This window comes from Dactylosporangium sp. NBC_01737 (assembly GCF_035963215.1).
GTDB lineage: Bacteria > Actinomycetota > Actinomycetes > Mycobacteriales > Micromonosporaceae > Dactylosporangium.
Genome location: NZ_CP109153.1, coordinates 7,440,037 through 7,460,389 on the forward strand (window position 1 = coordinate 7,440,037; position 20,353 = coordinate 7,460,389).

A 20,353-nucleotide genomic window follows, 5' to 3' on the forward strand; every position below is an offset into this window, starting at 1 on the left:
GGGACGTCGGTCAAAGTCGACTCGGAAACCTCGGAGGAAACGCTGCGCACCACAGTTCGCGCCGCCACGATCAGCGAGGTGGCAGCGCTCGCGGGCGTCTCCACGGGCACGGCGTCCAAGGCGCTCAACGGCCGGGGCTCGCTGCGGCCGGAGACCCGCCTGCGCGTGCAGCAGGCGGCCGACCAGCTCGGCTTCGTCGTCAACGGCGCGGCCCGCAGCCTGCAGACCGGCCGGACCTACACCGTCGGCATGATCACCACCGACAGCATCGGGCGCTTCAGCATCCCGCTGATGATCGGCGCCGAGGACGCGCTCGGCGCCGGCCAGGTCTCGGTGCTGCTGTGCGACGCCCGCGACGATCCGATCCGCGAGCAGTACTATCTGCGCACCCTGCTCAGCCGCAAGGTCGACGGCATCATCGTCACCGGCCGGCGCACCCAGGCCCGCGCCCCGATCGCCGCGGACCTGCCCGTCCCGGTCGTGTATGCCTTCATCAGCTCCTCCGACCCGCGGGACTGCTCGGTCGTGCCCGACGAGGCCGACGGGGCCCGCAAGGCCGTGCGCCACCTGCTCGCCATCGGCCGGCGCCGCATCGCCCACGTCACCGGCCCCGAGCACCACCACTCCGCGAAGGTCCGCGCCGCCGCCGCGGCGGAGACTCTCGCCGCAGAGGGCCTGCGCCTGGCCACCGGCATCCTGCACGGCGAATGGAGCGAGGCCTGGGGCCGGCAGGCGGCCGGCATCCTGCTGTCCACCGGCGCCGACGTCGACGCCGTGTTCTGTGGCAGCGACCAGATCGCCCGCGGCATGGCCGAGGCCCTGCGCGAGGCCGGCCGCGACATCCCCCGCACCGTGGCGCTCGTCGGCTTCGACAACTGGGACGTCATGGTCGAGGCCTGCCGCCCGCAGCTGACCAGCGTCGACATGGACCTGGAGGGCATCGGCCGCACCGCCGCCGAGCTGCTCCTGGCCGCCATCAACGGCGATCCCGCACACGGGCAGCAGGCCCTGCCCTGCCGCCTCGTTCCCCGTGCCTCCACGGCCGTGCTGGGCGGCGACCGGGGCTGACCGCTACGGAGCGGCCGCGGTGAGCGAGGCGATCAGGTCGTCGCCGGTGTAGGCGCGGCCCGCGATGCCCCAGCCGCCGTCCGGTGCGTTGAAGATGGTCACCCAGGTGTTCTCCGGCTCGTGCGACGGCACGGCGCAGGCCTGGACGATCTCGGTCGCGGCCCGGATGAAGGCGGCGCGCAGCTCGACGCTGCCCAGGGCGATGTTCGGGATCTCCAGCTTCACCACGACGAGGGGGCGGTTGGCCCCGCCGGCGTACACGTCGCCCGGCTCGACGACGTCCACGTGGCCGTCGACGCGCGGCAGGTCGTCGAGGATTTCCTGGCGCTGGTCCGACCGGTGGTGATCGAGTCGAGTGCCGGCAGCGGTTGCGCGGTGGCCGCGGTCGCGGTCGGCTGTGACGCCGCGACCGACCAGGTCCCGCACGAGGCGTCGGCGGCCGCGTTCGCGTCGTGGGTCGGCGCGCTCACCGACCGGCTGGCGTCGGCCGGCCTGCCCGACGCTGACGCGGCCGATCTCGCCACGACGCTGATCACCCTGCTGGAAGGCGCCCACGTGCTGTGCCGCGCGGCGGCGTCCGTCGAGCCCTTCGACCGGGTGTGCCGCACCGCCACCGTCCTGGTCGGCAGCCGGTACGCGGGCTGACCGCGGCGACGGGGACGCTCACGAGCAGCGTGGCCCAGCCCAGCAGCGACGGCGGGCGGTACACCAGGCCGACGCCGAACCACAGCGCCGCCAGCACCACCAGGGCACCGGCCGCCGCGAGCGGCGCGGTCACCCGCAACGGCGTCACCGCGCCGGCGGCGGACGGGTCCCGCACGACGGTGGGTTGCGTGGCGCTCATGGCCGCACCATCGGCCCGGCCCGCCCGGTCATGAGCGTCCGCCCGGGTGCGAACGGTGCGTCTCCACACCCGCGGCTTCTGAGTGGGGTACTCACGGGCAGATGGGTGCCGTGACTCAGGCCCGGCCGGCGGCGCACCCGGCATCGTCCTTGACATGCCGCACACCATCACCGACCGCAGCACCGGCCCCGCCCGTACCGCGCCTGCCCGGCTCTCGACCGAGCGGCGGCGCGACGGGGTGTACCGGCGGATCACCCGGGCGCTCGCGGTCGCGCTGGTCCCGGCGGCCTGGGTGACCGCGCCCGGGCGCGCACGGCACACGGCGTGCCAGTGGGCGCTCGCGGCGCGGTTCCCGGCGGAGAACCTCGACGGGCTGACGGCGGCCACCCGGGCCGCGTTCGAGGCGGCCCGGGCCGAGGCGCTGTGGCGCGACGGTGAGCTGATCGGGCTGACGTCGGGCTACCGCGACCCGATGGAGCAGGCCCGGCTGTTCCATCGGGCGGTGGTGCGCGAGGGGTCGGTCGCCGCGGCGTCGCGCCGCGTGCTGCCGCCGCACGCGTCCCGGCACGTCGCCGGGACCGCACTGGACGTCCGCCCGTCGGAGGGCGCACGGTGGCTCGAACGGCACGGCGACCGCCACGGCCTGTACCGCGTCTACGACAACGAATGGTGGCACTTCGAGCACCGGCCGGACGGCCGCCCGGTCCGCCTGCCGCACTCCGGCCTCGCGACCGGCGACCTTCGGGTCGGCGGTCGCGCGGACGGATGCAGGCCGGTGGCGTCCCGGCGGCCGATTCACTGATCGGGGGCGGGCGATCGGTGGTGCCGCGGCGGGCTACGCGGTGCGCGGCAGCCCCGGGTTGGCGGCGGAGCCTTCGGTGACGATCAGCGCCACGGTGCCGGCCGGGGTGAGGCCGAGCGCGGCCCGGTCGCGGACGGCATGCAGCCCGGCGAGGGCGGCGGCGCCGCACGGGCCGGCGTCGACGCCGTGGCCGGCGAGGTGGCGGCGGCGCCCGCGGCCGCGTCCTCGTCGACGGCGACGCACGCGTCGAGGCCGCGGCTGATGCACGGCCACGCGAGCGACGACACCGTGCCGCAGTTCAACCCGGCCATGCTGGTCACGCCGGTGGCGACGGTGACGGGGTGACCGGCGGCGACGCTGGCGAGCACGCAGGCCGCCGACCGCGGCTCCACGCTCAGCACGGCCGTGCCGTGCGGGGCCGGGCCGCTGCGGTAGTGGGTGAGGGCGGCCTGCAGCAGGGAGCCGACGCCGGCGGGGACGACGAGGACGTCGGGGTGGGTCAGGCCGTGCTCGCGCAGCTGCTCGTCGAGCTCGGCGAACAGGGTGGTGTACCCGTCGACGATCCAGCCGGGGACCTGTTCGTAGCCGCCCCAGCCCATGTCCTGCACGAGGATCGTGTCCGGGCCGGCGGTCTGGGCGGCGCGACGGACGGCGGCGTCGTAGTCGCCGGGGACGTGGGTGACGTCGGCGCCCTCGTCGCGGATCGCCTGGACCGCCGTGGGGTGCACGCCGTCGGGGACGAAGACGGCGGCGCGGTGCCCGAACTGCCGGGCGAAGCGGGCGACGGCGCGCCCGTGGTTGCCGTCGGTCGCGGTGACGACGGTGACCGGGCCGGCCGGTGCACGGTCGAGCAGGGCACGGTGGATGGCCCAGGACGCGCCGAGCGCCTTGAACGCCGGCAGCCCGAGCCGGTTCGACTCGTCCTTGGCGAACATCCGCGCGACGCCGGCGGTCCTCGCGAGACCGGGCAGTGGCGCCAGCCGGGTCGGGGCGTAGCCGGGCAGCGACCGGTGGAAGTCGCGCACCGCGGCGGTGGGCGCGGTCCCACAGACCCAGTCGCGGTCCCGGGCCCCGTTCACCACCCACCAGGCGGAGGTCGTCATCGGGTCGCCGCCGGAGCGGACAGGACGGTGCGCACGAGGTTGACGTAGTACCGCACACCGACGTCGAGGGCGTCGTCGTTGAAGTCGTAGTCCGGGCTGTGCAGCGGGGTGCCGCCCGCGTCGGTGTCCTCGCCGTTGCCGAGGAGCGCGAAGCAGCCGGGGACGTGGCCCAGGAACACCCCGAAGTCCTCGCTGGCCGTCCACGGCGCGGTGTCCGGGTCGACGCGGTGCTCGGGGACCGTCAGCCGTGCGGCGGTGACCGCCGCGGCGACCGCGGCCGGGTCGTTGACGGTGGGCTCGAACTCGTGGGTGTAGGTGACCCGGCAGGTCGCCCCGTGCGCGGCGCAGATGCCGTCGGCCAGCCGGCGGATGCGGTGCTCGAGCAGCGCCCCGACCTGCGGGGAGAAGCTGCGGGTGTCGCCGCGGATGACGACCTCGCCCGGGATCGCGTTGCGTGCCCCGTCGGTGGTGATCTCGGTGCAGGACACGACGGCGGGGTCGGTGGGGTCGACGTTGCGGGCGACGATCGTCTGCAGCGCGAGCACGATCTCGGCGGCGACCACGATCGGGTCGATGACCATCTGCGGCCGGGCGGCGTGCCCGCCCCGCCCGGCGACGCGGATCTCGAAGTTGTCCTCGCCGGCCATGAGCCCACCGGCGCGGGTGCTGATCGCGCCGGCCGGGTGGCCGGGCATGCTGTGCAGGCCGAAGATCGCATCGACGGGGAACCGGTCGAACAGGCCGTCGGCGATCATCGCCCTGGCGCCGAGGCCGTGCTCCTCGGCGGGCTGGAAGACCAGGTGGACGGTGCCGGCGAAGCCGCCCCGCACCGCCAGGACCTGGGCGGCGCCCAGCAGCATGGCCATGTGGCCGTCGTGGCCGCAGGCGTGCATGACACCGTCGTGCGTTGACCGGTGGGGTCGCGCGCCGCGCTCGGTCAGCGGCAGGCCGTCCATGTCGGCGCGCAGCCCGAGCGCGCCGCCCTGGCCGCCCGGCCCGCCGCGCAGTGTGGCGACGAGGCCGGTCCCGCCGACGCCGCGGGTGACGGCCAGGCCCAGGCCGGTGAGCACGTCGGCGACGTAGTCACCAGTGCGGTGCTCCTGGAAGCCGAGCTCGGGGATCCGGTGCAGGTCGTGGCGCCACCGCCGGACGTCGGGCACGGTCATGGCGGCTCCTTCGGCGGGCGTCCGGCGGTACCGGATGATCGTGACAGACGTGCGGCGGCCGGTCTGCCGTGCGGCGCTGTATATTCGGCCGCGGCGAAGCCGTAGCGCAGAGGTCGTCGCGCCGTCGCGTCAGGGTGGAGGACGTCGGTTCGATTCCGGCCGGCTTCGCCGCCTGGCCAGGGGAGGGCCGTCCCGGTGTTGCTGAGCGTGTCGGCGCTGCGCGGCTGGCGCACGGTCCGCCGGTATGCGGTGCCGCCGGCGATGATCCACCGGGCCACCGAGCGCCGCCTCGCCGGTGACTGGCGGGGCGCCTGCGCCGCGGCGGACGTGGCGGTCGGCGTGGACCTCGCAGCACTGACCGTCAGGCACGGCGCCGGCGTCGCGGAGCGGGTCGAGGACGACCTGGGTGTGCTCGGCCCGCTGTTTCGCCGGCCGCCCTCGTAGCGGCCACGGGCGGCGGCCCGGTTTGCGGGCCGCGAGGTCTGCCGCGCCGATGAAGACGAAGAAGGCGCCCGCGCCGAGGCAGACGCGGACCGGGTCCTCGGCCGGGTGGGAGCAGCGGACCCGCGGCAGCAGGCGCTCGCCCGGACCGGGCGCCGCCGCGGCCTCCGGCGTGTGCCGCCGGGGACGGCAGGGACGCCGCGTGGTCAGGCCGTGGCGGGCTCCGGCGGGGCGCTGCCGGGGCCGGGCAGGACGTCGACGTCGGTGGCGCGCATCGGCCGGTCGCAGTGCGAGCAGTGCAGCTCGGCGTGGGCGATCTCGCCGCAGGCGTGGTGGCGGTACAGCACCGGCGGTCCGGCGTCGCCGGCCGTCCAGCGGTCGCCCCAGCCGACCATCACCAGCAGCAGGTCGCACAGCTCCTGGCCTTTGGCGGTCAGCGTGTACTCGTGGCGCGGCGGGCGGTCGGAGTACTGCCGGCGCTGCATGACGCCCTGCTCCACCAGCCACGCCAGGCGCTGCGCCAGCACCTTGCGGGAGATGCCGAGGTCGGCCTGCAGCTGGTCGAAGCGGTTGATGCCGACATACACGTCGCGCAGGATCAGCGGCGACCACGGCTCGCCGATGACGTCGAGGGTCCGGGCGATGGAGCACGCCATGCCGGCGAACTGGGTGCGCTGCATGCCGCAAGCGTAGCCGACTGGGTTCCCTCAAGAGACGTTCTGCGGTACGGTCGGAGATGAAGGTTCCCTGAAGGAACTCACTCGTGGAGGTTCGCCATGCACCGCCCACCGGTCGTCTCGCCGCAGGAGTGGCAGACGGCGCGAGACGCATTGCTGCTCAAGGAGAAGGAGCTCACCCACGCCCTCGACCGCCTCGCCGCGCAGCGCCGGCGGCTGCCGATGGTGGCCCTCGGCAACCGGTACCGGTTCACCGCGCCGGACGGCACCGCGGCCGGCCTGGCCGACCTGTTCGACGGCCGCCGGCAGCTGGTGATCTACCACTTCATGCTGGAGCCCGGTCAGGACTGGCTGTGCGGCGGCTGCAGCACCTTCACCGACAACCTCGCCGAGCACGCCCAGGCGCACCTCGGCGCCCGCGACACGCGGCTGATCCTCATGGCCCGCGCCCCGCAGGAGGAGATCGAGCCGGTGCGGCGCCGGATGGGCTGGACCGTGCCCTGGTATTCCAGCCACGGCAGCACCTTCAACGAGGACCTGCGCATCGAGGGGTTCGCGCTGAGTGTGCTGCTCCGCGACGGCGACGAGGCCTTCCGCACCTACGCCACCACCGGCCGTGGCGTGGACCGGCTGCGCCTGGACTTCAACCTGCTGGACCTGACGCCGTTCGGGCGGCAGGAGGCGTGGGAGGACTCACCCGCCGGCTGGCCGCAGACCCCGACGATGCAGTGGCTGCGCCCCCATGACGAGTACGAGACGGAGCACCACCATGCCTGAGCTCACCGCCGATGTCGCCCGCCTCGTCGAGGACGTCAACTACGCGCACATCGCGACGCTCCTGCCGGACGGGTCGCCGCACAGCGTGCCCGTGTGGGTCGACCGGGAGGGTGACCGGATCGCCGTGCTCACCGGGCCCGGGTCCCGCAAGGCCCGCAACGTCGCCCGTGACCCGAGGGTCGCCATCTCCATCATCGACCACGCGCAGCCGCAAGCCACGGCGCTGATCCGCGGGCGGGTGGCCGAGGTCCTCGACGGCGACGACGCCTGGCGCATCATCGACCGCATCGCGCACAAGTACACGGGGGCGCCGTATCCGCTGCGCGGCGACCGCGTCGTCATGCTCATCGAACCTTCACACGCGCAGGCGCCGACGTTCGGCTGAACCCGCGTACGATCCGGGACATGATCGATGCGGTGCCCAGGGCCGAGCCGATGCCGGCGTTCCTGCGGCGCGGTGCGGTGGTCGTCGTCGCGCTGCTCGCGATCGCCGGGCTGGCCGCCTTCCTGACCTCGCGCGGCGACGCGCGGACCGCTCGCGAGCTGTGCACGACCGCGGCCCGCGCGCAGCTCGCGGGGCCGGTCGGGGTCACGTCCGCCGACCGCACCGGCGACGACACGTTCGTCGTCGGCGGCACCGCCGGCGCCCGATCCTTCACCTGCCTCGTCACCCGCGAGCCGGTGAGCGACCGCTGGGAGGTCGCGAGCGTCTCGTGACGTGTTCCCGGGGCGGTGGGGGCGGCGCGCTGCTCGTACCCTGGGCGCTGTGAAGGCCCGATGGATGGTGGTGGCGTGCGTGCTGCTGGCCGGCTGCGACGCGGGCACTGCGGCGCCGCGCACCGGTCCGTCGAGCAGCCCACCGGCCGCATCCGTGCCGTCGCCGTCGTCGTCGCCGTCCCCGCCGGTCGAGCTCACCCTCGCGTTCGGGGGCGACGTGCACTTCACCGAGCGCACGGCCGCGCTGCTGAAGGATCCCGCGACCGCGTTCGGGCCGATGGCCAAAGACCTGTCGGGCGCCGACCTCGCCGTGGTCAACCTGGAGACCGCCGTGACCACGCGCGGCACGCCCGAGCCGAAGGAGTTCCACTTCAGGGCGCCCGCGTCCGCATATGCGGCGGTCAAGGCGGCCGGTGTGGACGCCGTGTCGATCGCGAACAACCACGCGCTGGACTACGGCCGGGTCGGGTTCGCCGACACCCTCGACGGTGCCGCGTCCGCCGGGGTACCGGTGTTCGGCGGCGGCCGCACGATCGACGAGGCGTACGCGCCGCTGATCCTGCCGGTGCGGGGCGTCCGCGTGGCGATCGTCGGGTTCAGCCAGATCCACACGCTCGCCGAGAGCTGGAAGGCCGGGCCGGCCACCCCCGGGATCGCCCTCGCCTGGGACGTGCCGCGCGCCGTCGCCGCGGTCAAGGCGGCCCGCGAGCGCGCCGACCTGGTCGTGGTGTTCAACCACTGGGGCACCGAACGCGACTCCTGCCCGAACGCCAACCAGAAGTCGTTCGCCGCCGCGCTCGCCGACGCCGGCGCCGACATGATCATCGGGGCGCACGCGCACGTGCTGCAGGGCGACGGGTGGCTCGGCCGCACGTATGTCGCCTACGGTCTCGGCAATTTCGTCTGGTACGTCGGCTCGGCCGACACCGGCGTGCTCAAGGTGCGGGTGCGCGGCCGGTCGGTGATCGGCGCCGACCTGGTCCCGGCGGTGGTGTCCGGCACGGGCCAGCCGAAGCCCGTCACCGGGTCCGCCGCGGCCGCCGCCACCCGGCGCTTCACCGACCTGCGCCGCTGCACCGGCCTCGCGCCCGCCCCGCCCCCGGCCTGAGCGGCGGCCTCACCGGGCGAGGCGGCCGCGCCTTCCCCGGTCTGGGCGGCGGTCTCACCTCGTGAGGCGGCCGTGCAGGAAGCCGGCGATCTCGGCCCGTGCGGCCTTGGCCTGCGGCACCACGCCCGGCATGCTGAGGAACGCGTGCGTCGCGCCCGGGTGCTCCGTCAACCGCACGGGCGTGCCGGCCTCGCGGAGCCGTGCGGCATACGCGCGCCCGTGATCGGCCACCGGGTCGAGCGTCGGCACCACCACCAGCGCCGGCGCCAGCCCGCTCAGGTCCTCGGCGTACAGCGGCGACACGACGCGAGGATCGGCGCCCTCGGGCACGGCCAGCCGGCGGAACAGCTCCATCTGCGGCACGGTCAGGGTCGGGCTGCCGGCGTGCTCGCGCATCGAGGCGTAGTCCAGCGCCGTCGAGGTCACGTCGACGCACGGGTTGACCAGCACCTGCGCCCGCAACGCCGGCCCGGCGTCCCTGGCGCGGATCGCGGCCAGGGCGGTCACCATCGACCCGGCGCTCTCCCCGAACACCGCGACCCTGGCCGGGTCGACGTTCCACTGCCCGGCGTGCCGCACGACGTGGCACAGCACGTCCCAGCCGTCCTCGACGGCCGCGGTCAGCGGCACCCGCGGGGCGACCAGCCTGTGCTCGACCGACACGACCACGGCGGGCAGCTGCGCGGCGAGGTAGCTGTTGACCCAGTCGCTCTGCACCGCCGTGCCGACGAATCCGCCGCCGTGCACGTGGACCACGAGCGGGAGGGCGGCCGCCTCCGCCGACGGCCGGTAGACCCGGACCTGGAGCTCCCGGTCGGGCAGCGCCAGCCCCTGCCAGCCGATGGTGACCCCGCGGGCCGGGAACCCGGTGATCACCCGGATGAGCGCCGAGGCCCGCCTGCGGTTCTCCGCCTCGCGGAACGCCTCCAGGGCCTCGGCCGGCATCGTCAGCCAGTCCGGCTCCTTGCGCAGCCTCTGCAGCAGCCGGATTCCCAGCGGTGGCGTCGCGCTCATGGCTTCTCCTCGATCGCAGGATTACGCTACCTGAAGTATCGATACCATGAGTAGCATAATCCGGTATCCTGTGTCCATGCCCCGCTCACCTGGCCGCCCCCGCTCCGGCGTCGACGCCATCGTCTTCGCCGCGACGCTGCGCACGGTCCACGAGCTCGGCTACGCGCACGCCACCGTCGAGCGCATCGCGGCCGCCGCGGGCATCGCGAAGACGACGGTGTACCGCCGCTGGCCGTCCAAGGGCGCGCTGATCACCGCCTGCCTCGTCGACGCCTTCGGCCCCGCCCCGCTGCAGGGCGCCGACCGATCGCAGATCCTGTCCGCGGCCATCCGCTGGATCGCCGCGAAGATCGGCGAGCCCGGCATCGGCGCCGCGTTCGCCGGCGTGTTCACCGACGCCGTCAACGACCCCGCGCTGCGCGAGATCCTCTCCACGCAGCTGCAGGACCCGTACCGGCTCGCGCTGCAGGACGTGCTCGGCGAGCCGGAGCACCGGGTCCTGTTCTTCATCGACGTCGTCGTCGGCACCCTGCTGCACCGCATGGGCATGACCGGCGAGCCGATGGCCGACGCCGACGTCGACGCCCTGGTCGACATGGTCCTGCGCGCCCTGCCCTGACCCGGCGCACGGCCACGCTGCGCGTCTTGGACGAGACCCCCGTCCAGCGCCGCCACCGTCAGGACGCCCACGTCCTCGCCGGGCCCGGCGAGCGCCTCGCGGACAGCGTGCGCGGGAACGCCGGCACCAGTTCACCGGGCGTTGGCCTGAGCGCGGGCTTCGTGGGTACCGCAGCAGAATGACTGGCAAGGTGATGGTGTTCGCCCCGGCGCCGGTGCTGACGGTGACCGTCGAGCAGGCGGCCGAGGCGCCCGATCTGCACGTCCATCCGGGTGGGCAGGGGGTGTGGCAGGCGCGGATGGCGGCGACGCTCGGCAGCGACGTCACCCTGTGCGTCAGCGTCGGCGGGGAGACCGGCGAGGTCGTCGGCGTGCTCATGGCCACGCAGGAGGTGACCGTCCGGTCCGTGCGGCGCGCGGCGGGCAGCGGCTGGTATGTGCACGACCGCCGCGCCGGCACCCGCGACGAGGTGGCGCAGTGGCCCGGCGCGCCGCTGCAACGGCACGACCTGGACGAGCTGTACACCATCGCTCTGGCCGAAGGGCTGCGCAGCGACGTGGCCGTGCTCAGCGGCCCGGCCGACCCGTCCGTCGTCGCCCCCGACGTGTACCGGCGGCTCACCACCGACCTGACCGGCAACGGCATCCGCGTCGTGGCCGACCTGTCCGGCGACCACCTCGTCGCGGTCCTGCGGGGTGGTGCGTCCTTCGTCAAGGTCAGCCACGAGGAGCTGCTGCGCGACGGCCGCGCCGCCGCCGACACCGAGGACGCGTTCGTCGCCGCGGGCAGGACCCTGCTCGCCGACGGCGCCGGCGCGGCCCTCGTCAGCCGCGCAGGTGATCCGGCGCTGGCCTTCTTCGACGGTACGGTCCATCGCGTGCACGTGCCGCCGCTGCAGATCAAGGACCCCCGGGGTGCCGGCGACTCGATGTCGGCGGGGGTGGCGGCGGTCCTCGCCCGCGGCGGCGACCTCAGCGAGGCCATCCGCACCGGCGCCGCCGCCGGCGCGCTCAACGTGACCCGCCACGGCCTCGGCACCGGCCGCGCCGACGCGATCCACGAGCTGCTGTCCCGGGTGCGGCTGGAATCACTCGGCTGATCACCCCGTACGCTCACCGCTGAGGAGGACGGCATGGGCACTTCGTCGGCCGACGTCGAGCGGTACCTTTCCGAGCTGCGGCACCCGCTCAAGCAGGGCGTGCTGCAGTTGCGGGCGGCGATCCTCGCCTCGCAGCTGGACATCACCGAGCACATCAAGTGGAACGCGCCGAGCTTCCGCTATTCCGGCCAGGACCGCGTCACGTTCCGCCTGCAGCCGCGCGCACAGCTGCAGCTGATCTTCCATCGGGGAGCGAAGGTCCGCGCGGACACGGCCGGCTTCGCCTTCGACGACCCGTCCGGGCTGATGACGTGGCCGGCACCGGACCGCGCGGTCGTCGACTTCCCCGACCTCGCCGCCGTCACCGCGCGCGAGGCACAGGTCGTCGCGCTGGTCGACCGCTGGATGCTGGCCTGACGCCTGGCTGCGCCGTTCGCCGTTGCCCGGTTGACCTGAACTGAGCTTGAAGTTTTACGGTTCCCGTGAACGTTTTCCATTCTCGCGGGAGCATTCCATGACTGTGCAGGAGCTGTCCGACGCCGAGCTCGCGGGCCAGCCCGCCGCGTACTGGACGGGGGTGGCGTATGAGGCGCTCATCGCGTTCACGCGGGCGCGGCAGGCGGAGCTCGGGTTCACGCAGCCGCAGTTCTGGCTGCTGCGCAACCTGTCGCCGCAGGACCTGTCGGCCGACGGCCAGGGCATGACCGTCGCCGAACTCCGCGAGGCGATGCGCACGTACCTCAGGGCCTCGGACGACCTGTCGGCGGAGGCCGTGGTGTTGCTGGAGCGCGGCTGGCTCCGCCGTGACGACGACGGACGACTGTGGATCACGGAGGCGGGGGAGGAGGCCCGGGCGGGGTTGGCACGGCACGCGCCGGCGATCCGCGCCCTGATCCACGACGGCATCGACGACGCGGACTACGTGACGGCTTTGAAGGTGCTGCGTCAGCTGATCCGGAACACCGGGGGCGCCGTCGTGTGAGGCTCAGCTGGTGGTGACGACCATCGTGGCCACGGACAGGGCGGCCATCGCGCCGATCATCGCCTGGATCTGGGCGATGGACTGCCGCACGGCGTCGGCGGCCCAGTTGCCCTCGGCGATCTCGTCCAGGCGGCTCTGCAGCGCCTTCTTGTCCTGGTCGGGGAAGAGCTTGCCCGTCAGGCCGACCGCCTGCGCCAGGCCGAGCAGCGCGGCGGTCCTGGCGGGCACCACACCGGTGCTGTTCACCGCGTCGGCGAGGTCGCGCCGTACCGCGGTCTCTGTCGCTGGTTCGGCGCCGGTGGCTGAGGCGTACCTGGTGCGGGGGAAGACCCACAGCACCTTGTCGCGCTCCACGCGCAGGACGCCCGCCTCGACCTGCCGTTCGAGCAGCCGGGCGCGCAGGCCGTCGGTGAGCGGCTGGATCCACGCGTCGGGCTTGCGGGGTTTGGTGTCGGCGGCGATGCGGTCGAGCGCGGCGTCCGCGACCGGGTCGCCGGTGGGGGTGGGGTCGGTGACGACGACGCGGTTGTCGGCCAGGTGGAGGTGGTCGGCCAGCATCAGGTCGAGCAGCACCGCCCCGGCGAGCCCGTAGTCGAGGCCCGGGTCGCCGACGATGTTCGTGCCCCGATCGTCGAGCGCCAGCAGCAGAACGTCATCAGCCAGACCATTACCCATGATCCCAAGGTAACCCGCCGCCGCTCGCCATGCCGGGCCGGCGAATCCAGGTAGCGCTACGTGTCGGTGTCTTCGCCGGGCAGGCTGTCGAGCAGGGTGGTGAGGTGTTCGCGCAGGTCTGCTAGTCCGACCTTTGTGGCGGCCTGCAGGCTGATCTGAAGGACGTATCGAGCGTCGTCGGTCTGTCTATTGGCAAGTAAGAGCTGGCCGAGAACGTTTCCGACGACGGCGAGGCCATCGGGTCGCTGCAGTTGAATGAGGATCTGAAATGCCTCTACGAGTCGGGGTGCGGCCGTTTGGTAGTCCTGTCGAGCAAGGTCGATCTGCGCAAGGTTCCACGTAACGTTAGCGAGGCCGTCGAGGTCGCCGAGTTGCTGCATCACTTCCAGGCGCTGCTGTTGCAGTCGGCTGGCTTCGTCGTAGTCGCCCCGCTCGAAGAGGATGTCGGCGATCTTGCCCCAAGTGTCGGCCGTTTCGCCGGTGTCGCCGAGGCGTTCGAAGACCGGCAGTGCAATTTCGCGGCGGATGCGGAGTGCTTCGTCGTAGTCGCCGCGCTGGTAGGCGATGTCGGCGATTCTGCCCCAGGCGGCGGCTGATTCGCGGGTGTCGCCGAGGCGTTCGAAGACCGGCAGTGCAATTTCGCGGCGGATGCGGAGTGCTTCGTCGTAGTCGCCGCGCCGGTAGGCGATGTCGGCGATGTCACCCCAGGCGATCGTGGCCAAACGGGTGTCGCCGAGGCGTTCGTAGACTGGCAGTTCGATCTCGCGGCGGATGCGGAGTGCTTCGTCGTAGTCGCCACGTTGGTAGGCGATGTCGGCGATGTTGCCCCAGGTGACAGCGGCGGACCGGGTGTCGCCGAGGCGTTCGTAGACTGGCAGTTCGATCTCGCGGCGGATGCGGAGTGCTTCGTCGTAGTCGCCGCGCCGGTAGGCGATGTCGGCGATGTTGCTCCAAGTGATGGCGGTAGCGCGGGTGTCGCCGAGGCGTTCGTAGACTGGCAGTTGCACCTCGTGGCGGATGCGGAGTGCTTCGTCGTAGTCGCCGCGCTGGTAGGCGATGTTGGCGATCCGGCCCCATGCGACGGCGATGGAGCGGGTGTCGCCGAGGCGTTCGTAGACTGGCAGTTCGATCTCGCGGCGGATGCGGAATGCTTCGTCGTAGTCGCCACGTTGGTAGGCGATGTCGGCGATGTCGCCCATCGCGGCGGCAGCCTCCTGCGGTGATCCTGCATCGGTGAACAGTTGGTGGGCTTGCTGGAACCGATCGTTAGCCTGGTCGAGTTCGCCGCGGGTCACCAACAGCCTGGCGTATTCACCCAGCACTCTGGCGTGGCCGAGCTGGTCGGTGTCGGTCTGCAGGATTGCCCGTTGCAGCAGGACCTCACCGGCAGGACCGTCGCCGCTGGTCAACGCTGCGTCAGCCGTAGTCCGCAACAGTTCGCGTGGCACTGGCGTGTGATGCCGGTCGAGCAACTCGACAGCGGCACGACCGAGGGCGAACGCGTCCACGGCCGGACCCTGCCGTAGCACGCGGACCGCGTCGGCGGCGCAGGCTGCGGCGACGGCAGGCGTATCGCCGAGGACGGCCAACCGGGTCAACTGCAGACTCAGCACAGCCTCCCGGCGACGCCCGCTGGAGGGTCCGCCCCAGGCGGCAAACAACGGACCAACCGAGAGTGCGGCCAAGGTCCGCTCTTCGCCATGGTCGAGGGTTCCGATACGCCCGGCGGCCAGAGCGTTGACCGCGACAGCTTCGCGGGCCGGGTCAAAGATGTCCGGGAAGCTGTCCAGCAGTCCGAGGCCCCTCAGCCGCGCCAGCGAACCGCCAACTGCGTCGGCCAGGACGATGGCAACCGGCTCGGGGACCGGCATTGCAAACACGGTGGCGGCGCGCAGCAGTTCGATGTGGGCGGGGCCGGCTTGTTCGACGAGGGCATCCAGGGCGAGGTTCTCGAGGAAGGCCCGCACCTCAGCGTCGGAGGGTAGGTCTCCCCGTTGCAGGTACGCCTCCATTCCGGTCAGGACGTCCTCGGCTCGGTCGGTGTCGACCTGCTTGCCGTAGACCAGTCGCAGCCCGATCAGATCCTGCAGGCCTGGATTGCCGTGGCTGACCTGCACCGCCCGCTCAGCCATCGCTCCTCGCTCCGAAACCAGTTCAGGGCTGGTAAGTCCCTGTTGACGGCGCAGGAGTTTGTGCTGTGCGACCGGTGACAGTGGCTGTAGTTGCACCAGTTCGAGGCGCCGTTCCAGCCTGTCGAGGGTGAACGTGAACCGGCTCGTGAGCAGCAGCCGGCTGTCGGACTCGGCGGGGCTGAAGGCGCGCAGCACCGCGGCCAGAACACCGGCGTACTCGCCGGCGACCCGATGTGGGCCACTCGCGTCCGGGACCAGTATCTGTTCCAGATCGTCGATGACCAGCAGCAAAGGCCGCTCCTGCTTGCCGGACTGGGCGCACGGCCCGTTGAGCAGGTCGATTAAGACAGTCTCGATCGCCTCCGGGCGGCGCCGCACCTCGTCGCGGCCCCGTTCGATCACTTCGCGGGCGGCGGGGTTCGCGCGGACCGCGGTCTCGATCGCGTCGAGGATCGCCAGGGCGGAGTAGTCGCCGAAGACCACGGCCACCGCCCGGTCGGGGCACCGGTCCGCGATCCGCGCCGCGAGGCTCGACTTGCCCAGCCGGCCCTGTCCCTGCAACAGCACCCCGGCCCGGTCGCCGGAGCGCAGCGCCCGCAACGACCGCTGCAATTCGTGACGCCGGCCGACGAACATCGACGCCGCGGCCACCGGTACGTGCTGATGCTTGACGTCCAGGAACGTCTTCGTGGCATGGTTCGCCGGCACCAGACTCCGCTTGCGGATCCCGCCGGCCAGTGGGCCGCCACCCGTCGGGCCGAGCCACAACCGGGCCAGATGCCAGTCCCGGCGCATCACCGCGTGATCGGACTCCAGCAGCACACGGCGGGCGTCGGCGACTGCCTCCGCCAGGTCGGCGTGGTTGCCGAGCTGCCCGTACAGGTGCTGGGCGAAGACCGTGGCCGCCCGGTCGTCGACCGATCCGTCCCAGCCGAGCACCGCCGGGACACCCGCGGACACCAACCCTGTCGCGAGGGAGTGCGCCACGCCGTGACCACCGCCGGCGTCGCCGTCAGGCGCGGCTGCCGGCCGATCGTCTTCGAGCACGAGGTCGCGGCGCTCGCCAGGACCGGGCGGCAGATGCCCCGACGCGTCCGCGCCGGCCGCGGTCAGGCACGCCGACACGAACACCATCCGCGGCCGGCGGGTCAACAGCCGGACCAGATCCGCCGCAGTGGTCGGGCGGTCCTCGCCGACCTCGTCTTCCATCATCAGTACGGGCACCGCCGGGTCGTCCGGTCGGCGTTGCCACTGGTTGGTCCCGTGGCACGACAGGTGCACCACCGGCAGTCCGCCCAGGTCGGCCAGGCGACGACCCAACTGCTCCGGATCGCCGGTGTCGTCCACCACCAGGTCCAGCCGCGCGTCACCGACGGCGGTGAGGATCGCTGCCTCTTCCGCCTCGAAGTCCAGCTCCACCTGACCCCGGGGTGAGGATGCCATGAACGCCAGCCCCAGCCGGTAACCGTCCGGCTCGGGCGGCGCAGTGGGTACCCCCAACCGGCGTGCCACCCCGAACCGCAGGAGCACATCCGCCGCCAGGAATCCGCCCGCTGGGTCGGCGAGGAGTTCGAACGGCGCGCGCAGTACCGACCACGCCGGCTCTGACGGCCTGGCCGGTGCCTGCACCTCGAACACCAGCGGCGCCGTCGCCACCGCCAGCAGTCCGGCCAGCTGGCCGGACTCGCCATCCAGCCAGCGGTACAGCTCTCGGCCCAGGTCGACGAACACCTCAGCGTTCGACCGGGAGCGGACCGCCTGCACGTATCGCGCCGTCAGCGACTGCAGCAGCGCGACGTCGGACGCGGCGAGCCTTCGGCGAGGGCCGATGCGCTCGCCGCCGGCCAGCACCTCGAAAGCGGAGGCGTCCAGCACCAAGCCAGTCCCGCGAACCGTCGTCACACCAGGCACTGACGGACAGCAGGACGTGGAGGTCGCAGGTCAGCGGCGGTCGAGGAGGTCTTGCAGGGCCTGCGGGGTGCTCGGGGCGCCATGGGACGGGTACAGAACGGCGAAGTCGAGGCCGCTGGCCTTGCGCAGGGAGCGTTCGGCCTCGGCCGGGTCGGCGGTGAACGCGGCCGGGGCGCGCATCAGCCGGCCGTCCTGCGTGCCGGCCAGGTCGCCGATGAGCAGGACGTCGTCGTCCGTGGCCAGGAGGCTCAGGTGGCCGGGAGTGTGGCCAGGGGTGGCCACCACGCGAAGTCCCCGGATCATCGTGCCGTCCTCCGCGGCGACCGCCCCGCCCCACACGGCAGCCGAAGGTGCCAAGGCCGTGACCGAGGACAGGCCGCCGATGTGGTCGGGGTGGTCGTGGGTGAGGATCACGTCCGTCACGTCGCTCCAGGCCGCGCCGATCGACGACAGCTGAGCGGCGATCGACGGGACCGTGTGCTCCAGGCCGGTGTCGACGAGCGTCAGCCCGGTCGCGTGCGGGATCAGGAAGCACCTGACGTCGAAGTCCATCGGGTCCGGGCCGGCGACGCCGGCGGGCAGGTGGACCTCGGTGATCACGGTATGGATCATGGTACGCTCCGATTCAACGCCACTACCGATGTATTCGTTACGCCAAGGGTAACCCAAAATGAGCAAACGGGCGTACCGGTCCGACCTGCGTGCGGCGCAGGCGCTGCGGACCCGCGGCCAGATCGTCGCGGCGGCGGCTGAGCTGTTCGTCGGCGGCGGGTATGCGGCCACCACGATCGACGCGATCGCGGCCGCCGCCGGAGTCAGTCGCAAGACCGTGTTCACCTCGGCGGGTGGCAAGGCCGAGCTGCTGAAGCTCGCGTACGACCACGCGACCGCCGGCGACGACGAACCGGTGCCGTTGCGCGAGCGGCCGGTGGTCAAGGCGCTCGAGGCGGAGCCGGATGCCGCCCGGATGCTTGCCGGGTTCGCGGCCATGGTCACCGGGATCCAGGGGCGCATCGCGCCGCTGCACGTGGCACTGGCAGGGGCCGCCGAGTCCGACCCTGAGGCCCGCACGCTGTTCGAACACCTTGAACAGCAACGCCTCACGGCCATGCAGCGCCCCGCGACCCTGCTGTCGAGCCGCGGCGCGTTGCGTGACGACCTCACCGTCGAAATGGCCGCCGACATCCTGTGGCTGCACAACGATCCGGGGCTGTACCACCGCCTCGTCCACAAGCGACGGTGGACGCCCGCCCAGTTCCAGGACTGGCTGACGAGGGCGCTGCAGACCCAGCTGCTGCGGTGAGCGGAAGCCCGCCTGATTCAGGGGGAACCCGGATGTACCGGGACGACAGATGCGAGCATCATCGATATCGGTCGCATCTTGGGGGGCACGGCTACGGGGAGGTACCGATGAAGATGCTGCGTCTGGCTGCCGCGTTCACGGCGGTCGTTCTGGTCGCATCCTGCGGAAAGGGGTCAGACGACCCGGAACCGGCCGCCACACCGCCAACCAACTCGCACGCCGGGCACTTCTCCGCACCGCCGGCGGCGCCGCTGCGGGCGGGGGAGCACTTCCAGAACCTGTCCATGCCGGCGCAGTACACGCCGAAGGCCCCCAACGGCGGCACCGACGAGTACCGCTGCTTCCTGATCGACCCGAAGCTCACCAGCGAGGCGTACCTGACCGGCAGCCAGTTCCTGCCGCAGAACGCCGACATCGTGCACCACGCGATCTTCTTCCGGATCGGCCCCGGCTCCGCGGACGCGGCCCGCAAGCTCGACGCCGGGACGCCCGGCGACGGCTGGACGTGCTTCGGCGACTCGGGCGTCAACGGCGACACGTGGGTCGCGTCGTGGGCGCCGGGTGCCAACGAGACGCTGCTCGCGCCGGACCTCGGGTACCCGATGCCGCCCGGCAGTCTGATGGTGATGCAGATCCACTACAACCTGCTCGCCACCGGTGGCAAGGCGGGCGGCGCGGACCAGTCCAGCATCCGGCTGCGGCTCAACGACAGCACGTCGGCGATGAAGCCGCTGCAGACGTCGCTGCTGCCGGCGCCGATCGAGCTGCCGTGCACGGCGAGCGAGTCGGGGCCGCTGTGCGACCGGGCCGCCGCGATCGCCGACGTGACCAAGCGGTTCGGCGCCGACGTCGGCGAGCAGGAGGAGCAGCTGGTCAAGCTGTGCAGCCAGGGCAAGCCGGTCGCCGGGACGACGCAGCACTGCGACCGTCCCGTGCCGCGGGCGGCCACGGTGTACGCGGCCGCCGGTCACATGCACCTGCTGGGCCGTTCCATCAAGATCGAGCTGAACCCCGGTGCCGAGGGCGCACGGACGCTGCTCGACGTGCCCAACTACAACTTCGACGACCAGGCCATCCACCCGCTCGCCGAGCCGGTCGCGCTCAAGGCCGGCGACAAGCTGCGGGTCACCTGCACGCACGACGCGTCGCTGCGCAGCCGGCTGCCGCAGCTGCAGGGGACCGCGCCCCGCTACGTGGTCTGGGGCGACGGCACCAGCGACGAGATGTGTCTCGGTCTGGTCATCATGACCGCCGGGGCCTGAGCCGCCGTGGGCGTCGCCGACCGCGGTGAGCTGGCCCGGCGGGCGCTCGACGGATACGTGAGTGGCCCGGACGCCCCGATCCGGGCCACGGCCGACGCCCTGGCGAAGGCCGGCGACGCCGCGACGCTGGTGCTCGTCGAGGGCATCAGCGACCAGATCGCGGTGGAGACGGCCGCGCCGGTCGCGGGCGGGACCTGGCGGCGGAGCGGGTCGTGGTCGTGCCGATCGGCGGGGCGCACGCGATCCGCCGGTTCCTGGCGACGCTGGGCCCGGCCGGCGACCGGCTGCGCCTCGCCGGGCTGTGCGACCTGCGGGAGGCGCACCTGTTCCAGCGTGGGCTGGAGGCGGGCCTCGGGGTGTACGTCTGCGTCGAGGACCTGGAGGACGAGCTGATCCGGGCCCTGGGCACGGCGGCGGTCGAGGCGCTGTTCGACTCGCAGGGAGACCTCGGGTCGCTGCGGTCCCTGCAGAGCCAGCCCGCGTGGCGCGGCCGGGACCTCCAGGCGCAGCTGCGGCGGTTCCTGGGCAGCGGCGCGCGGCGCAAACTGCGGTACGGGCGGCTGCTCGTCGAGGCCGCGGTCGCCAGGGACGTCCTGCCGCGACCGCTCGACGCGCTGCTCACGGCCGTCTGAGGAGAATCTTCGCCGGATGTG

24 protein-coding genes and 1 tRNA gene are annotated in these 20,353 nt (G+C 72.9%); 17 read left to right on the forward strand and 8 right to left on the reverse strand.

Annotation, left to right across the window (positions count from 1 at the left end):
- Positions 1-78: 78 nt before the first annotated feature.
- Complete coding sequence (locus OHA72_RS33865) at positions 79-1,068, forward strand: LacI family DNA-binding transcriptional regulator (protein ID WP_327000104.1); 990 nt, start codon at positions 79-81, stop codon at positions 1,066-1,068.
- A 3-nt stretch (positions 1,069-1,071) separates the two neighbouring features.
- Here the strand turns inward: OHA72_RS33865 and OHA72_RS33870 are convergent, their stop codons facing one another.
- The gene (locus tag OHA72_RS33870) at positions 1,072-1,353 is read right to left on the reverse strand and encodes a tautomerase family protein (RefSeq protein WP_327000105.1); all 282 of its coding nucleotides are present in this window, start codon (positions 1,351-1,353) and stop codon (positions 1,072-1,074) included.
- Between OHA72_RS33870 and OHA72_RS33875 the strand changes: the two genes are divergently transcribed.
- The 3 genes from OHA72_RS33875 to OHA72_RS33885 all read left to right on the forward strand — a co-directional run bounded on the left by OHA72_RS33875 (position 1,354) and on the right by OHA72_RS33885 (position 2,714).
- Complete coding sequence (locus OHA72_RS33875) at positions 1,354-1,713, forward strand: LmrA/YxaF family transcription factor (RefSeq protein ID WP_327000106.1); 360 nt, start codon at positions 1,354-1,356, stop codon at positions 1,711-1,713.
- A gap of 29 nt (positions 1,714-1,742) precedes the next feature.
- Positions 1,743-1,946, forward strand: a complete 204-nt coding sequence (locus tag OHA72_RS33880; protein WP_327000107.1) for a hypothetical protein — start codon at positions 1,743-1,745, stop codon at positions 1,944-1,946.
- Between the two features lie 120 nt (positions 1,947-2,066).
- The gene (locus OHA72_RS33885; protein ID WP_327000108.1) at positions 2,067-2,714 is read left to right on the forward strand and encodes a D-alanyl-D-alanine carboxypeptidase family protein; all 648 of its coding nucleotides are present in this window, start codon (positions 2,067-2,069) and stop codon (positions 2,712-2,714) included.
- Between the two features lie 83 nt (positions 2,715-2,797).
- Here OHA72_RS33885 and OHA72_RS33890 read toward each other — a convergent pair whose 3' ends face one another.
- Positions 2,798-3,817 (reverse strand): pyridoxal-phosphate dependent enzyme, encoded by a 1,020-nt coding sequence (locus tag OHA72_RS33890; protein WP_327000109.1) that lies wholly within the window; start codon positions 3,815-3,817, stop codon positions 2,798-2,800.
- Complete coding sequence (locus OHA72_RS33895) at positions 3,814-4,983, reverse strand: amidohydrolase (RefSeq protein WP_327000110.1); 1,170 nt, start codon at positions 4,981-4,983, stop codon at positions 3,814-3,816. Before OHA72_RS33895 ends, OHA72_RS33890 begins: the two co-directional genes overlap by 4 nt.
- Before the next feature lie 95 nt (positions 4,984-5,078).
- Here OHA72_RS33895 and OHA72_RS33900 point away from each other — a divergent pair.
- Together OHA72_RS33900 and OHA72_RS33905 are read left to right on the forward strand one after the other, a co-directional pair.
- Positions 5,079-5,151: transfer RNA gene (locus OHA72_RS33900), tRNA-Asp, on the forward strand.
- A 27-nt stretch (positions 5,152-5,178) separates the two neighbouring features.
- Positions 5,179-5,427: a hypothetical protein gene (locus OHA72_RS33905; RefSeq protein WP_327000111.1), complete on the forward strand. Its 249-nt coding sequence runs from the start codon at positions 5,179-5,181 to the stop codon at positions 5,425-5,427.
- Positions 5,428-5,630: 203 nt separating this feature from the next.
- On the opposite strand, the gene OHA72_RS33910 is transcribed toward OHA72_RS33905, so the two are convergent.
- Positions 5,631-6,104 carry a winged helix-turn-helix transcriptional regulator gene (locus OHA72_RS33910; RefSeq protein ID WP_327000112.1) on the reverse strand — a complete coding sequence of 158 codons (474 nt, stop codon included), beginning with the start codon at positions 6,102-6,104 and terminating at the stop codon, positions 5,631-5,633.
- A 96-nt stretch (positions 6,105-6,200) separates the two neighbouring features.
- Here OHA72_RS33910 and OHA72_RS33915 point away from each other — a divergent pair, with 96 nt between their 5' ends.
- Genes OHA72_RS33915 through OHA72_RS33930 form a run of 4 tightly spaced genes read left to right on the forward strand, consistent with a single transcriptional unit; the run spans position 6,201 to position 8,703 of the window.
- Positions 6,201-6,878 carry a DUF899 domain-containing protein gene (locus OHA72_RS33915; protein WP_327000113.1) on the forward strand — a complete coding sequence of 226 codons (678 nt, stop codon included), beginning with the start codon at positions 6,201-6,203 and terminating at the stop codon, positions 6,876-6,878.
- Positions 6,871-7,263 carry a PPOX class F420-dependent oxidoreductase gene (locus OHA72_RS33920; protein WP_327000114.1) on the forward strand — a complete coding sequence of 131 codons (393 nt, stop codon included), beginning with the start codon at positions 6,871-6,873 and terminating at the stop codon, positions 7,261-7,263. Before OHA72_RS33915 ends, OHA72_RS33920 begins: the two co-directional genes overlap by 8 nt.
- A gap of 20 nt (positions 7,264-7,283) precedes the next feature.
- Entirely contained in the window at positions 7,284-7,595 is a 312-nt protein-coding gene (locus OHA72_RS33925) for a hypothetical protein (protein WP_327000115.1), read from the forward strand.
- Between the two features lie 49 nt (positions 7,596-7,644).
- Entirely contained in the window at positions 7,645-8,703 is a 1,059-nt protein-coding gene (locus OHA72_RS33930; protein WP_327000116.1) for a CapA family protein, read from the forward strand.
- A gap of 54 nt (positions 8,704-8,757) precedes the next feature.
- Here OHA72_RS33930 and OHA72_RS33935 read toward each other — a convergent pair whose 3' ends face one another.
- Positions 8,758-9,717: an alpha/beta hydrolase gene (locus tag OHA72_RS33935; RefSeq protein WP_327000117.1), complete on the reverse strand. Its 960-nt coding sequence runs from the start codon at positions 9,715-9,717 to the stop codon at positions 8,758-8,760.
- Between the two features lie 76 nt (positions 9,718-9,793).
- Here OHA72_RS33935 and OHA72_RS33940 point away from each other — a divergent pair, with 76 nt between their 5' ends.
- The 4 genes from OHA72_RS33940 to OHA72_RS33955 all read left to right on the forward strand — a co-directional run bounded on the left by OHA72_RS33940 (position 9,794) and on the right by OHA72_RS33955 (position 12,417).
- Positions 9,794-10,336 (forward strand): TetR/AcrR family transcriptional regulator, encoded by a 543-nt coding sequence (locus tag OHA72_RS33940; RefSeq protein ID WP_327000118.1) that lies wholly within the window; start codon positions 9,794-9,796, stop codon positions 10,334-10,336.
- Between the two features lie 178 nt (positions 10,337-10,514).
- Positions 10,515-11,435: a 1-phosphofructokinase family hexose kinase gene (locus tag OHA72_RS33945; protein ID WP_327000119.1), complete on the forward strand. Its 921-nt coding sequence runs from the start codon at positions 10,515-10,517 to the stop codon at positions 11,433-11,435.
- A gap of 33 nt (positions 11,436-11,468) precedes the next feature.
- On the forward strand, positions 11,469-11,852 hold the full coding sequence (locus OHA72_RS33950) for a DUF1801 domain-containing protein (protein ID WP_327000120.1): 384 nt from the start codon (positions 11,469-11,471) through the stop codon (positions 11,850-11,852).
- A 97-nt stretch (positions 11,853-11,949) separates the two neighbouring features.
- A complete protein-coding gene (locus OHA72_RS33955) occupies positions 11,950-12,417 on the forward strand; it encodes a winged helix DNA-binding protein (protein ID WP_327000121.1) in 468 nt (155 codons plus the stop codon).
- 3 nt (positions 12,418-12,420) lie between these two features.
- On the opposite strand, the gene OHA72_RS33960 is transcribed toward OHA72_RS33955, so the two are convergent.
- The 3 genes from OHA72_RS33960 to OHA72_RS33970 all read right to left on the reverse strand — a co-directional run bounded on the left by OHA72_RS33960 (position 12,421) and on the right by OHA72_RS33970 (position 17,747).
- Entirely contained in the window at positions 12,421-13,092 is a 672-nt protein-coding gene (locus OHA72_RS33960) for a GOLPH3/VPS74 family protein (protein WP_327000122.1), read from the reverse strand.
- A gap of 56 nt (positions 13,093-13,148) precedes the next feature.
- Positions 13,149-17,099, reverse strand: coding sequence for a tetratricopeptide repeat protein (locus OHA72_RS33965; RefSeq protein ID WP_327011724.1), 3,951 nt, complete (start codon positions 17,097-17,099; stop codon positions 13,149-13,151).
- Between the two features lie 66 nt (positions 17,100-17,165).
- Positions 17,166-17,747: an MBL fold metallo-hydrolase gene (locus OHA72_RS33970; RefSeq protein ID WP_327000123.1), complete on the reverse strand. Its 582-nt coding sequence runs from the start codon at positions 17,745-17,747 to the stop codon at positions 17,166-17,168.
- Positions 17,748-17,805: 58 nt separating this feature from the next.
- Between OHA72_RS33970 and OHA72_RS33975 the strand changes: the two genes are divergently transcribed.
- The 3 genes from OHA72_RS33975 (at position 17,806) to OHA72_RS33985 (ending at position 20,332) form a co-directional block, all read left to right on the forward strand.
- Entirely contained in the window at positions 17,806-18,438 is a 633-nt protein-coding gene (locus tag OHA72_RS33975) for a TetR/AcrR family transcriptional regulator (RefSeq protein WP_327000124.1), read from the forward strand.
- A 107-nt stretch (positions 18,439-18,545) separates the two neighbouring features.
- Positions 18,546-19,700, forward strand: coding sequence for a monooxygenase (locus OHA72_RS33980; protein WP_327000125.1), 1,155 nt, complete (start codon positions 18,546-18,548; stop codon positions 19,698-19,700).
- Between the two features lie 212 nt (positions 19,701-19,912).
- Positions 19,913-20,332, forward strand: coding sequence for a hypothetical protein (locus tag OHA72_RS33985; protein WP_327000126.1), 420 nt, complete (start codon positions 19,913-19,915; stop codon positions 20,330-20,332).
- Positions 20,333-20,353 lie beyond the last annotated feature (21 nt).